This is a genomic window from Vogesella amnigena (assembly GCF_042648905.1).
GTDB classification, from domain to species: Bacteria; Pseudomonadota; Gammaproteobacteria; order Burkholderiales; family Chromobacteriaceae; genus Vogesella; species Vogesella amnigena.
In genome coordinates this window covers 190,094-203,654 of record NZ_JBHRYH010000005.1, presented here as the reverse complement: position 1 = coordinate 203,654, position 13,561 = coordinate 190,094, and the positions used below count along the sequence as shown (strand labels likewise).

Annotated in this window: 10 protein-coding genes; 4 read left to right on the top strand and 6 right to left on the bottom strand. The window is 64.7% G+C overall.

All coding sequences use genetic code 11. The features are described 5' to 3' along the window. Positions 1–141: 141 nt before the first annotated feature. The 3 genes from ACFOKJ_RS02780 to ACFOKJ_RS02770 all read right to left on the bottom strand — a co-directional run bounded on the left by ACFOKJ_RS02780 (position 142) and on the right by ACFOKJ_RS02770 (position 2,914). Positions 142–654 (bottom strand): fimbrial protein, encoded by a 513-nt coding sequence (locus ACFOKJ_RS02780; RefSeq protein WP_390276472.1) that lies wholly within the window; start codon positions 652–654, stop codon positions 142–144. A gap of 252 nt (positions 655–906) precedes the next feature. Beyond that, complete coding sequence (locus tag ACFOKJ_RS02775; protein ID WP_390276471.1) at positions 907–1,968, bottom strand: PLP-dependent cysteine synthase family protein; 1,062 nt, start codon at positions 1,966–1,968, stop codon at positions 907–909. A 46-nt stretch (positions 1,969–2,014) separates the two neighbouring features. Continuing rightward, positions 2,015–2,914: a LysR substrate-binding domain-containing protein gene (locus ACFOKJ_RS02770; RefSeq protein ID WP_390276469.1), complete on the bottom strand. Its 900-nt coding sequence runs from the start codon at positions 2,912–2,914 to the stop codon at positions 2,015–2,017. Between the two features lie 98 nt (positions 2,915–3,012). Here ACFOKJ_RS02770 and ACFOKJ_RS02765 point away from each other — a divergent pair, with 98 nt between their 5' ends. Further along, positions 3,013–4,254, top strand: a complete 1,242-nt coding sequence (locus ACFOKJ_RS02765; protein ID WP_390276467.1) for an MFS transporter — start codon at positions 3,013–3,015, stop codon at positions 4,252–4,254. A 9-nt stretch (positions 4,255–4,263) separates the two neighbouring features. Further along, the gene (locus ACFOKJ_RS02760; protein ID WP_390276466.1) at positions 4,264–4,755 is read left to right on the top strand and encodes a RidA family protein; all 492 of its coding nucleotides are present in this window, start codon (positions 4,264–4,266) and stop codon (positions 4,753–4,755) included. Here ACFOKJ_RS02760 and ACFOKJ_RS02755 read toward each other — a convergent pair. Next, on the bottom strand, positions 4,735–6,357 hold the full coding sequence (locus tag ACFOKJ_RS02755; protein WP_390276465.1) for a methyl-accepting chemotaxis protein: 1,623 nt from the start codon (positions 6,355–6,357) through the stop codon (positions 4,735–4,737). The genes ACFOKJ_RS02760 and ACFOKJ_RS02755 overlap by 21 nt on opposite strands. A 175-nt stretch (positions 6,358–6,532) precedes the next feature. Here ACFOKJ_RS02755 and ACFOKJ_RS02750 point away from each other — a divergent pair, with 175 nt between their 5' ends. Continuing rightward, positions 6,533–7,837: a hemolysin family protein gene (locus tag ACFOKJ_RS02750; RefSeq protein ID WP_390276464.1), complete on the top strand. Its 1,305-nt coding sequence runs from the start codon at positions 6,533–6,535 to the stop codon at positions 7,835–7,837. A 433-nt stretch (positions 7,838–8,270) separates the two neighbouring features. On the opposite strand, the gene ACFOKJ_RS02745 is transcribed toward ACFOKJ_RS02750, so the two are convergent. Further along, a complete protein-coding gene (locus ACFOKJ_RS02745) occupies positions 8,271–10,856 on the bottom strand; it encodes an EAL domain-containing protein (protein ID WP_390276463.1) in 2,586 nt (861 codons plus the stop codon). Positions 10,857–11,059: 203 nt separating this feature from the next. Here ACFOKJ_RS02745 and ACFOKJ_RS02740 point away from each other — a divergent pair, with 203 nt between their 5' ends. Further along, positions 11,060–12,352: an O-acetylhomoserine aminocarboxypropyltransferase/cysteine synthase family protein gene (locus tag ACFOKJ_RS02740; protein ID WP_390276462.1), complete on the top strand. Its 1,293-nt coding sequence runs from the start codon at positions 11,060–11,062 to the stop codon at positions 12,350–12,352. Positions 12,353–12,761: 409 nt separating this feature from the next. Here the strand turns inward: ACFOKJ_RS02740 and murI are convergent, their stop codons facing one another. Then, a complete protein-coding gene (murI, locus tag ACFOKJ_RS02735; RefSeq protein ID WP_390276461.1) occupies positions 12,762–13,550 on the bottom strand; it encodes a glutamate racemase in 789 nt (262 codons plus the stop codon). Between the last annotated feature and the right edge of the window lie 11 nt (positions 13,551–13,561).

Sequence of the window (13,561 nt, the reverse complement as noted above, 5' to 3'; positions counted from 1 at the left end):
GTGCCACAGCATGGCGCCAGGTGCTGGTCGAATTGCCGGCATCGATATAAACACGGTATGGCAGGCGGGGCGGGGGACGGCAAGCCGGCAATAATAATGCCAGCCAGGTATGCTGGCTGGCATGCTGCGCGCGGCGCTGGATCAGAGGTACTGGATGGAAAAACTGGTAAAACCTTTGACCTGGCCGGAAGTGGCCACACCAGTGGCGTAGTAGCGAGCATACAGATCGACATACAGCACGCCGGGCAGCGGTCCTTCCACGCCGCTTTCCAGCGCGCCAAGCTTTACTGGCTTGCCGGCACCGTTCAGCAACTGGATACCGACATTCTTGGCGCGGTCAGTGTCGGCGATATTGGCAAGGATGTTATTGGTGAAGTCAATATTCGGGCCGGCTTCAAAGAAATACACCGCGCGGTTGGTGGCACAGCCGGATAGCTTGATGGTGAACTTGGTGTCGCCAGCGGTGGCGCCCGCCTTTGCCAGCGTGCTGGCAGACAGGGGGGGCAAGGTCAGGGTGATGTCCTTGTTGCCGTCGTTGATTACGCAGGTGCAGGGTTCGACCAGACCATTGATGTTGACGGTGCCGTCAGACGCCAGTGCTGCCGGCACCGGTACGGCCAGCATCAGTCCCAGCATTGTGCTAGCGATTTTCATGAGTTCCCTTCCAGAGATGCTGCTTTGCCCTTGCCTACACGGAGCGGCTAAGTGTTTTGGCAGGGAGCAGTTGTCAAAATTGCGATTACCGGATTAGGAAAAATCCGGTTAGCTATTTTGCATAATCAGGGTTGTGGTCATGACTGGGAATCATCTGAAATGTTGCGACCAATGCCGCCGCATTGTCATGCCCGGTATATCAGGAGGGAAAACCGCTGCCAGCCCGCTCCGCTGGCAGCAGCGGTGTCAGGCTCAGGCCTGCCAGATGCCCTGGTTGAAGAACTGGCGATAGCGTTGCAGCCACGGCTGGATGTCGTGACCGCCGGCAGCCAGCCAGTTGGCATCGTAGTAGCTGTTCAGGTAGCGGTTGCCGTCGTCGCAGATCAGGGTGACGATGCTGCCGCTTTCCCCGCGACGCAGCATCTCCTCCATCAGCACGCACACGCCGTAGAAGTTGGTGCCGGTGGAGCCACCACACTTGCGGCCCAGCACTTCTTCCAGGAAGTGGATCGCGGCATAGCTGGCCACATTCGGCACGCGGATCATGCGATCGATCACGCTGGGGATAAACGATGGCTCCACCCGCGGGCGGCCGATGCCTTCCACCCCGGAGCCGCCTTCGCAGGTACAGTCCGGGTTGCCGCTCTCAAAGCTGGCGTAGAACGCCGAGTTTTCCGGGTCCACCACGCAGATCTGCGTGCTTTTCTGCTGGTAGCGCACGTAGCGGCCAAAGGTGGCGCTGGTGCCGCCGGTGCCGGCGCCGTTGATGATCCAGGTCGGTTCCGGGTGCGGCTCCAGCGCCATCTGCTTGAAGATGGTGTCGGCGATATTGTTGTTGCCGCGCCAGTCGGTGGCGCGCTCGGCGTAGGTGAACTGGTCCATGTAGTGGCCGTTCAGCTCGCGCGCCAGGCGCATGGATTCGTCGTAGATGGTGGCCGGGTCGGTGACCAGGTGGCAGCGGCCGCCGTAGAACTCGATGGCGCGGATCTTTTCCTGCGAGGTGCTGGCCGGCATCACCGCGATAAAGGGCAGGCCCAGCAAGCGTGCGAAGTAGGCTTCCGATACCGCGGTGCTGCCGCTGGAGGCTTCGATCACCGGGGTGCCTTCGCTGATCCAGCCGTTGGACAGCGCGTACAGGAACAGCGAACGTGCCAGCCGGTGCTTGAGGCTGCCGGTGGGGTGGGTGGATTCGTCCTTGAAATACAGCTGGATGTCCGGTGCAGCGGGAATTGGCAGCGGTATCAGGTGGGTGTCGCTGGAGCGGTTGAAATCGGCCTCGATCTTGCGAATGGCCTGCATCAGCCAGGTGCGCATGATGTTCCCTTCAGTTCAGTGTTGTCTTGTGCCGCTGGCCGTGTGCTCACGGCATCTGTTGTCCCACCGCCAGCAAGTTGCTGACGAAGGCGGCGATCAGCGGCGAATTGTCCCCGCTTCGCCATGCCACCGCCAGTGTCATGTAGGCATCTTCATCGGTGAGCGGTACGTAACGGATATCCGGCAGCTGCACGCATTGCAGCGGCGCCGGCAGCACGGCTATGCCGAGGCCGGCAGCCACCAGGCCGATCTGGGTGGTGGCCTCGCCGGCCAGCTGGTGTACCTGCCATTCGAAGCCGCTCTGGCGTGCCAGGCTGTGCAGGCGATTATTCAGCCAGTTGCCGTTGCCGGCCGGGTAGCCGATCACCCGTTCCGCCTGCAGGTCAGCGATGCGCAGCGCGTCGCGTGCGGCCAACGGGTGGGTGCTTGGCAGCACCACGCACAGCCGGTCGCGGCGCACTTCACGCACTTCCAGCCCTGGCGTGTCCTCGTCGCGGTTGAAGCGCACCACGCCCACATCCAGCTTGCGCTGGCGCAGCAGCTGGAACTGCTCGCGGGTGAACTGCTCGTGAAAGTGCAGGGTGACATCCGGCCGTGCCAGGCGGAATCGCTGCAGCGTGGCCGGCAGTACCGACATCAGCGGCAGCGAGGAGGTGAAGCCGATGCGCAGCTCGCCCAGCTCGCCGCGCGCCACACGGCGTGCCTCGTCGGCGGCCTGGCGGCTGTCGTCCAGCAGCGCGCGGGCGCGTTGCAGAAAGCGCTCGCCGGCAGCGGTAAGGCGCACCGAACGCTGGTGCCGTTCCAGCAGCCGCACGCCCAGCTCATCCTCCAGCGCGCGGATCTGCTGGCTCAGCGGCGGCTGGGCGATATGCAGCCGCTCGGCAGCGCGGGTGAAGTGCAGCTCCTCGGCAACGGCAACGAAGTAGCGCAGGTGGCGCAATTCCATTGATATGATTTTCGTCTCAAAAGATAAGGAAATATATATTGGACGTTGCCAAATGGCGAGCCTAGTCTTGCGGGGTAAGCACAGTCTTTCTGGTGATAATGATGGCAACCGCCTGCTGCGCCGCCCATGCGGCCAACCTTTCCTCCCAGCCGCACTCCGGCGGCTCCACTGCCTGGTGGCGCGCCACCTGGGCGGCCGCCATCGGCGGCTTTGCAACCTTTTCCCTGCTGTACGGCGTGCAGCCGCTGATGCCGATGCTGGCCGCGCACTATGGCCTGTCGCCGGCCGCCTCCAGCGGTGTGTTGTCGGTAGCCACGCTGCCAATGGCGCTGATGCTGATTCCGGCCAGCCTGCTGGCGGAGCGCTTCGGCCGTACCCGCATGATGGTGGTGTCGCTGTTCCTGGGCGTGCTGCTGTCGTGGTGTGCGGCGTTCAGCGACAGCTACGGCTGGCTGCTGCTGTGGCGCGGCCTGTTCGGCGTGGTAATGGCCGGCCTGCCGGCGCTGGCGCTGTCCTATCTGTCCGAGGAACTGGAGCCGGCCTCGCTGGGGCGCGCGGTAGGGTTGTACATTGCCGGTAACGCGCTGGGTGGCATGAGCGGCCGTTATCTGTCGGCGGTGGTGGCCGATGCCGCCGGGCTGCAGCAGGGCATGCTGGCGCTGGCGGCCATGGGTACGCTTACCGCGCTGGCATTCTGGAAGCTGCTGCCGGATTCCCGCCGCTTCGTGGCGCGGCCGGTGTCGCTGGCCAGCGTGCTGGCCGATAGCCGCAGCCACTGGCGCGATCCGGGTCTGGCGCGGCTGTTCGTGCTGGGTTTCATGCTGATGGGCGGTTTTGTCAGCCTGTACAACTACCTGGGCTTCCGCCTGCAGGCGGCGCCGTTCTCGCTGAGCCAGAGCCTGATCGGCCTGATCTTCCTGCTGTACGTGGTGGGCATGGCCGCTTCCACCATTGCCGGGCGCATGGCGGATCGCCTGGGCCGCCGCGAGGTACTGTGGAAAATGGTGGCGCTGATGCTGCCGGCGCTGGCGCTGACGCTGGCCAACAATCTGTGGCTGGTGGTGCTTGGCGTCGGGCTGTTTACCTTCGGCTTCTTCGCCGCCCACGCGGTGGCTGCCAGCTGGGTTGGCCGCAGGGCCAGTCATGCCCGCGGCCTGGCCTCGGCTTTCTACCTGACTTCTTATTACGTGGGCTCGGCACTGATCGGTTCCGGCTCCGGCCTGATGTGGCGACTGGACGGCTGGCTGGGCGTGGCCGGGCTGATCGCCGCGCTGCTGGCGCTGTGCCTGTGGCTGACCTGGCAGCTGCGCCGGGTGGAGCCGCTGCCGCAAACGGTTTGAGGAGGGGATATGTCACCAGAGCAAGTGTTGGCCGCGTGTTGTGCGGAAGTCGGGCTGGATCCGGCGGAAACGTTGAAGATAGGCGGTCAGTACACGCCTATCCTGCAGCATGGCAGCGAGGTCTTCATCAGTGGCCAGGTGCCACGGGTGGGGGATACCGTGGTGGTAACGGGCAAGGTGGGCGACGAATGCAGCGAAGATGCCGCCTGTCATGCAGCGCGCATCAGTGTCTTGCGCTGCCTGATCCTGCTGCAGCAGACGCTGGGTTCGCTGCAGCCTGTGGCCCGGGTGCTGCGCATGAATGTATATGTGCAGAGCGCTGCCGGCTTCAGTCGTCAGAGCGAGGTGGCCAATGCCGCATCCGAGCTACTGTGTCGCGTGCTTGGCAACGCCGGCGTGCATACCCGCACCTCGCTGGGGGTGTATCAGCTGCCCAAGAATGCGGCGGTGGAAATCGATATGCAGCTGGCGCTGCACCCCTCAGACACTGAAACCGCGTAGCGACTGATCCAGCTTGCCGGCCAGCGCTTCCAGCTGGCCGGTTTCCTCCGCTACCTCGCGCGCGCTGCCCAGGCTGTCACGCGCCATGGTGGATACCTGGTCGGCATCGCTGGCGATGGTGTGGCTGCTGTTTGCCTGCTGCTGCAGCTCGGCGTGGATGCGCTGCATGGTTTCGGCGCTGTCGCGGGCGCCGCTCTGGATATCCTCGATGGCACTGCCGGCCATCTGCGCCTGCTGCGAGCTCTGCGCCACCTGCTGGATGCTGCGCTGCATCGCCTCCACGGCCTGGCGGGCCGATTCCTGGATGCCGGTGACGATCTGCTGGATCTCCACGGTGGCGGTCGAGGTGCGTACCGCCAGCGCGCGCACTTCATCCGCCACCACGGCGAAACCGCGGCCGGATTCGCCGGCGCGGGCGGCCTCGATGGCGGCATTCAGCGCCAGCATATTGGTCTGCTCGGCAATGCCGCTGATGGTATTTACCACTTGGCTGACATCGCGGGCGCGGTTGTCCAGCGAGTGGATCACGCCCGACACCTGCTGCACCGATTCGCTGGCGGCCAGAATGGCATCGGCCGCCAGCGTCACCGTGCGGCTGCTGTCACTGGCCTGCTGCCCGGCATGCAGGGTGCGCTGCAGCGCGTGATGGGTGCTGTCGCTGACCGTGCCCACACTGGTGCTCATCTGGCTGATTGCCTCGCTGATGCGCTCCGCGGCGGCACATTGGGTCTCGGCATCATGGTGCAGGCGGCGGGTGAGGCCGCCAATGCTGCTGGCGCTGTGCTGCAGCGAATTGCTGACTTCGCGCAGCCCGCTCACCAGCGCCTGTTGCGACTGCAGCATGCCGTTGAAGGCGCGGATGGCCTGCGACAGCTCCAGCCCGGCCCGCTCGTCCACCCGTAGCGACAGGTCGCCGCTCTGGCTGACGCGGTTGGCGGTATGGGTCAGCCGCTGCAGCGGTAGCAGCAGGATGCGTATCAGGTACAGCGCATAGGCCAGCAGCAGTACGGCGGCGATGCCGCCCAGCAGCAGGCTGAGCATGGCCTGGCGGTTTACCGCATCGGTGACCCCACTTTCCGAATGGCTGGACTGGGCTTCTATGCTATCGGTCAGCGCCTCCATGCCGTCTTCCAGGGTCTTGAAGTCGGCCTCGAAGCCGGGCAGGGCCTGCAGCGCCAGTTCCATCTGGCCGCCAGCCTGGCCGGTAATGCGGCCAGCACTGTCGATGTAGCGCTGCACCAGTGGCAGAACCTTGTCGATCTCACTGCCTAGCGGGCTGTTGCCGGCCAACTCCCGGTTGGCCGCAAGCAGCTGCCGGAAGCTGTCGCCGTGCGCCTTGGCATCGTCGCGGATTGCTGCCAGCTTGTCGCTTTCGCCGCGGCTGAGCCGGTACAGCGCCGACAACACATCACCGCGGATGGCGTCGTGCATCATGTCGGCCTCGGTCTGCTGGCGGATCATCTTCTGGGTGACCAGCAGCTGGGATACCTCGCCGGCCAGGTAACGGCTGCCGGCCAGCCCGGAGAGCGCCAGCACGATACAGGCGGTAATGGCGCCGCCCACCAGCAACAGCAGGTGGGTGCGCAGGGAGAGCGGTCGCATGCGAATCTCCTGCAGACATAAGTGGGGCTTGCAACAGTTGATGCCTGTTGACTATAGCCAGTCCTGGCTGCCATTGCCGCGCGGCACCTTCCCGGCCGGCACATGCGCTACTGGTGAAATTGCCACGGGCATGTAGAATGTGGCCTTCTGCGTAATAAAGGGGTCTCACTGTCCAATGGACGTGCTCATACTGGTTGTACTGTTTCTGGTGAACGGCATTTTTGCCATGACCGAAATCGCCATCGTTTCCTCGCGCAAGGTGCGCCTGCAGCAGTGGGCAGACGAAGGCAACCGCGGCGCCGCTGCCGCACTCCGTCTCGCAGACGAACCCACCCGTTTTCTCTCCACCATTCAGATCGGCATCACCCTGATCGGCATTCTGTCCGGTGCCTTCGGTGAGGCCGCCATTGCCGACCGCCTGCAGGCCTACCTGCTTACCGTGCCACTGCTGGCCGAACTGGCGCGACCGATCGCGCTGGGCGTGACCGTGATCGGCATTACCTATTTCTCGCTGATCATCGGCGAACTGGTGCCCAAACGCGTGGGCATGCAGAACCCGGAGCTGCTGGCCTCCATCCTGGCCCGCCCGATGCTGCTGCTGGCGCGTGCCACTGCGCCGCTGGTGCGGCTGCTGAGCCTGTCCACCGAGGCAGTGCTGCGGGTGCTGGGGGTAAAAAAGAACACCGATCCGTCCATCACCGAAGAAGAAATCAAGGTGCTGATGGAGCAGGGCGCCGAGGAAGGCATTTTCGAGCGCGCCGAGCAGGAGCTGGTGGAAAACATCTTCAGCCTGGATGAAAAGAAGGTGGTGTCCATCATGACGCCACGCAAGGACATCGTGGTGCTGGATGTGGAAGACCCCATCGAGGACAACCTGCGCATCGTGCGTGGCAGCGTGTTCACCCGTTACCCGGTAGTGCGTGGCGGCTTCGAGAACGTGCTGGGCTTCGTGCAGGCCAAGGACTTGCTGCATCGTCTGCTGGAGGATGCCTCGGTCACGCTGGAGGGGCTGGTGCGCCCGCCGCTGTACGTGCCGGAAGCCATCTCGCCGATGCAGCTGCTGGAGCAGTTCAAGCGCACCCGCAACCACACCGCGCTGGTGGTGGATGAATACGGCGAGATCGAAGGCCTGGTGTCGATCAACGATGTGCTGGAGGCCATTGTCGGCGACCTGCCCACCGACCTGTCCGATACCGATCAGGAAATCGTGCAGCGCGAGGATGGCAGCTGGCTGGTGGACGGCATGATGGCGCTGGACGACTTCAAGGAGCACTTCGACCTGGACAGCATCGAAGGCGAGGAATCCGGCGACTTCCAGACGCTGGGTGGCTTCGTGATGTTCATGCTGGGCAAGGTGCCGGTTGCTGCCGACAAGGTGGAATGGAACGGCTTCTGCTTTGAGGTGGTGGACATGGACCGCACCCGGGTGGACAAGGTGCTGGTGATTGCGCCGCCGCCGCTGGCTGACGCAGATAGCTGAGGTTGAGGCTGCGCCTCTGGGCGGCTTCACCCCGCCCTCCGTATCAACATGACGCCCCGCCCCGTGCGGGGCGTTGTCGTGTTGCACCGTCCTGGTGAATCCGCTGCGCGGATGTTGTTTGAAGTCGCCGGTTCCGCCCGGCGTACGGGCCAGGGGGCGTGCCGCCGCCCCCTGGCGACCCCGCTCGCCCTAATGGTCCGCGAAACCCCGCTCAAAATGGCATTCGCCAGGCGCCGGCAATTCGCCGTTTGCTAACGTCAAACGGCTCAGCTGCCGTCTTAAAACCTGGCGAACACCATTTTGACCGGCGCTCCCCGTAGGGCAGCCTGGCTGCTGTACCACGTTGGCCGCATGGTTTTACACGGCTTGACCGCCAAGACTGTGCCTGCAGCTAGTGACGGCAACGCCCCGCCCCGTGCGGGGCGTTGCCGTGTCAGGCGGCCGGGAGCTGGAAGGCCAGGTAGTCCGCCTCCGGCATCGGGCGGGCGAAGTAATAGCCCTGCACGTAATGGCAGCCATGCGCCCGCAGGAAGGCCAGCTGTGCCGCGGTTTCCACCCCTTCGGCCACGGTCTGCACGCCGATGGCGCGCGCCAGCTCCAGGATGGCAGCCACCACCGCCTGGTTGCGCGGGTTGTCGCCCAGGCCGCCGATGAAGCGCTGATCGATCTTCACCTTGTCCACCGGCAGTTCCAGCAGGTAGTTGAGCGAGGAGTAGCCGGCGCCAAAGTCATCGATGGCGATGCGGAAACCTTCATCGCGCAGCTGCTGCAGGGTGCCACCGATGGCGGCCAGGTCCTGGATCAGCGTCGATTCGGTCAGCTCCAGTTCGATGCAGGCCGGGCTGATGCCGCTGTCGGCCAGCCTGGCTGCCAGCCGCGCCGGCAGGTTGCCCTGCGCCAGCTGCTTGGCCGACAGGTTGATGCTGATAGTCTGCGGCTGGCCGTTATCGCGCTGCCGCGCCACGAAGTCACAGGCGTTGTCCAGCACGAAGTCGCCGATGGCATCGATCAGGCCGTGGTTCTCGGCAAACGGAATGAACACGCCGGGCGAGGCATGCTGGCCACCCTGCGGCCAACGCAGCAGTGCCTCGGCGTAGGTCGGCAGCCCCGGCTGCAGCGCGATCACCGGCTGGTAATGCAGGGTGAAGGCGCCTTGCTTCACCGCGGTGCGCAGGGCGCTGAACAGCTCCATCTCCTCTTTCAGGCGCGCGCCGATGGCGGGCTCGAAGAAGCTGTAGCGGTTGCGGCCCTGTGCCTTGGCCTGGTACATGGCGGCGTCGGCATGCTTGAGCAGGGTGGTGACGTTGTCGCCATCGGCCGGGAACATGGCAATGCCAAGGCTGCCGCCGATCTCGGCATCGCGCTCGGTAAGGCGGAACGGCAGCCCCAGCACCTGCAGTACCGCCTCGCAGATCAGCGCCGCCTGAGCGGGGCTGCTGTCGCGCAGGATCAGGCAGAACTCGTCGCCGGACAGGCGCGCCACCGTGTCCTCTATGCGGATGGTGCCGCGCAGGCGTTCGGCCACGTCCATCAGCAGCTCGTCGCCGGCCTTGTGCCCCATGGTGTCGTTGACGAACTTGAAGCGGTCCAGGTCCAGCATCACCACGGCGAAGCTTTTCTTTTCCTGCTCGGCGATCTCGATCTCGTGTTCCAGCCGGTTCTTCAGCATCACGCGGTTGGGCAGCGCGGTCAGCGGGTCGAAGTAGGCCATGCGCCGCAGCTGGTTTTCCGCCGCTTTCAGCTGGGTGATATCGGACAGGATGCCGACATAGTGCGTCAGGCTGCCATCGCCGTCGTGCACCGCGTTGATGGTTAGCAGCGCATGCACCAGCGCGCCATCCACGTGGCGATTGACGATCTCGCCCTGCCAGCGGCCTCGGTGCGACAGCTCCTGCCACAGCTGCTGGTAGAAATTGCTGTCATGGTGACCGGAGCGGCTGATCGGCGGCTGCTGTCCCACCAGTTCGTCCAGCGTGCGGCCGGTCATCTGCAGGTAGGCCTGGTTGGCGGTGAGTATGCGGCTGTCCGGGGTGGTGATCAGCACCGCGTTATCGGTGTTGCGGAATACGATCTCGAACAGGCGGCGGTGCTTTTCCGCCTCGCGGCGCTGGCTGATCTCGTCCGCCAGTTGCTGGTTGGCCGCCTGCAGGTGGGCGGTGCGTTCTTCGACTTGCTGCGCCAGTTGTTGCTGTGTGCGGCGGTTGCCATGCAAGGAATTGCGGAAGCGCTGCAAGGCCGTGACGATGGGCTGGAAGCTGGCATCGTTGTCCTCCGGCAGCTGTACATCGGTATCGCCGGCGCTGAGTTGCAGCAGGGTGCGTTCGGTAGTGCGCATCTGGCTGCCGATGCGGCGGAAGGTGCGCAGCATCAGCAGCAGCACCAGCAGCATCAGCGACAAGAGGGGCAGCTCGATGATCTTGAAGCGGTTGCTGGCCTGCTCCAGGTAGCGGTCAAACGCGTGCTGGGTGGCCTGTTCCTGCAATTGCACCAGCTGGGCCAGCTGCTCGGTATCGTCGCGTACCTGGCGGGTGACGAGGCGCGCCTGGCGGCGGGCATGCCTGCTGTCGGCCTGCACCAGCAGCAGCAGGCCGGATACCTGCTGCGCAAAGCTGTCCATATCACGGGCGATTTCCGCCTGCAGCATGGCAATTTGCCGGGTGTTTTCCTGCTGCAGTGGCGGCGGCGTGAGCTGGCGCGGCAGCTGCTGCAATTGCGCCAGCCGTGCTTCGATCAAGGCAATCTGCCGGTTCAGTTCGCCGTAGCGCAGGCTGTCCTCGTTGTCGTCGTCCAGCAACTGGCCCAGCTGATTCTGCACCGAGCCCAGCAGCCCCAGCATCTGGCTGCTGGTGCGCAGGTTGGCCGCATGGATGCCGTTCAGGCTGTTCAGCTCGCCCACCAGCCGCTGGTTGGCCTGGTGATAGAACAGCACGATGCCGCCCAGCATGGCGAGCAGCAGCAATAGCAGCCAGGAAAGCTTGCTGCTGGGGGAGCTGAACAGGGAAAAGCGGGGCAAGGTCATGAGAGCACTGGGGTGTCGGCTACTGCAGCATAGTCGAGGCTAATGCAGCTGGCCGGGAAAGCAGGGTGGTGATTTGATAGTCAGGATATTGATCAAGACATACGCTTTTATTGGTTTGTCCTGAAGCGAGTTCGCGCTAAGGTAGTGGCGGCAGCATTTTCCGCCAAGCACAGACGCAACACAATACCAAGGGATAATCTGAGATGAGCAATAATAAATCGTTTAAACTGGAAACCATTGCCGTCCATGGCGGCTACAGCCCGGATCCCACCACCAAGGCGGTGGCGGTGCCGCTGTACCAGACCACCAGCTATGCCTTCGACAGCACCCAGCACGGCGCCGACCTGTTCGACCTGAAGGTGCAGGGCAATATCTACACCCGCATCATGAACCCCACCACCGCGGTGCTGGAGCAGCGGGTGGCCGAGCTGGAAGGTGGTATCGGCGCGCTGGCACTGGCCTCCGGCATGGCCGCCATCACTTACGCCATCCAGACCATTGCCGAGGCCGGCGACAATATCATCGCCACCAGCACGCTGTATGGCGGCACCTACAATCTGTTTGCGCATACCTTCCCGCAGCTGGGTATTACCGTGCGCTTCATCGACCCGCGTGACCCGCAGGCGATTGCGGCCAACGTGGACGACAAGACCAAGGCAGTGTTCTGCGAATCCATCGGCAACCCGCTGGGCAATGTGGTGGACTTCGGCGCTTTTGCCGAGGAGGCGCACAAGCACGGCTTGCCGCTGATCGTGGACAACACCGTGCCGTCGCCCTACCTGTGCCGCCCGTTCGAGCACGGCGCCGACATCGTGGTGCACAGCCTCACCAAATACATGGGCGGCCACGGCGGCAGCATCGGCGGCATCATCGTGGATTCCGGCAAATTTCCGTGGGGCGAGCATGCACAACGCTTCGTGCGCCTGAATACCCCGGACGTGAGCTACCACGGTGTGAACTACGTGCAGGCGCTGGGCGCCGCCGCCTACATTGCCCGCGCCCGCGTGGTGCCGCTGCGCAATATGGGTGCCGCCATCTCGCCGTTCAACGCGCACCAGATCCTGCTGGGTATCGAAACCCTGGCGCTGCGCATGGACCGCATCTGCGACAACACCCTGAAAGTGGCGCAGCGGCTGGCCCAGCACCCGGCGGTGGCCTGGGTGGAATACGCCGGGCTGGAAGGCCACCCCAGCCGCCCGCTGGTGGACAAATATCTGGGCGGCCGCGCCTCCGGCATCCTGTCGTTCGGCATCAAGGGTGGGGTGGAGGCGGGCGGCCGCTTCATCGACGCACTGCAACTGGTGACCCGCCTGGTGAACATCGGTGATGCCAAGAGCCTGGCCTGCCACCCGGCGTCCACTACCCACCGCCAGCTGTCGCCGGAAGAGCAGCTGCGCGCCGGCGTGCGGCCGGAAATGGTGCGCTTGTCGATTGGCATCGAGCATATCGATGACATCTGGGCCGACGTGGAGCAGGCGCTGCAGGCGGCGGGCTAGAGATACCGTCTTGGCTGTCGCGCTGAAAAGCATGCGGCCAACGTGGTGAGGCGCCAGATTGCCCTACGGGGAGCGCCGGTCAAAAGGGTGTTCGCCAGGTTTTAAGACGGCACCTGAGCCGTTTGACGTTAGCAAACGGCGAATTGCCGGCGCCTGGCGAATGCCTTTTTGGCCGGGGTTTCGCGGACCATTAGGGCGAGCGGGGTCGCGAGGGGGCGGCGGCACGCCCCCTGGCCCGTCCGCCGGGCGGAACCGGCGACTTCAAATATCATCCGCGCAGCGGATACAAAGCCCTACGCGGTAAACGTTGGGCCTCGCTTCGCTCGACACCAACCTACGTGTAGTTATTGATCCAAAAACATGCGGACAACCTTTGCAGGTTGGCCGCATTGTCATGCCGGCGCGGTTATCAACCGGGCAGCGGCAAATACTCCACCACGTCGCTGCGCCCCAGGATCTGCTGCATGAAGGTCTGCATGCTGGCCGTGTCGCCGGTGCTGGCAAAACGATACTGCGCCACGGCATCCGCCGGCGCGGCAAGCTGGTGCTGGTCCAGCAGGCGCGCGGTCTGGCGCACCACCGCATCGCTGGGGTCGATCAGGTCGATCTGCGCCGGCAGCAGCTCGCGCAGCAGCGGCGCCAGGAAGGGGTAATGGGTGCAGCCCAGCACCACGTGGTCCACGCCGGCGGCCAGCAGCGGCGCCAGCGCGCGGCCAACGGTGTCGCGCGCTTGCTGGCTGGCCAGATCGCCGCTTTCCACCAGCTCCACAAAGCCGTCGCCCGGTTGGCTGACAATCTGCGCGTGCTCGCGGAACTGCTCGGCCAGCTCGCGGAACTTGCTGCCGGCCAGCGTGGCACGGGTAGCCAGCACGCCGACGCGGCCGCTCTGCGTGGCCTGCACCGCCGGCTTGATCGCCGGCTCCATGCCGACAATCGGCAGTGCCGGGTGTTTGGCGCGCAGGTGGCGCACCGCGGCGCTGGTGGCGGTATTGCAGGCAATCAGCAGCAGGGTGGCGCCCTGCGCCAGCAGGTAGTCGGTAATCACCTCGGAACGGGCGATGATCTCGTCCTGGCTGCGGCCGCCATACGGGCAATAGCCCTGGTCGGCCAGGTACAGCACCGACTCGTGCGGCAGCGCGCGCACCAGTTGCCGCCATACCGACAGGCCGCCGAGGCCGGAATCGAACATGCCGATCATGCGCTGCCCGC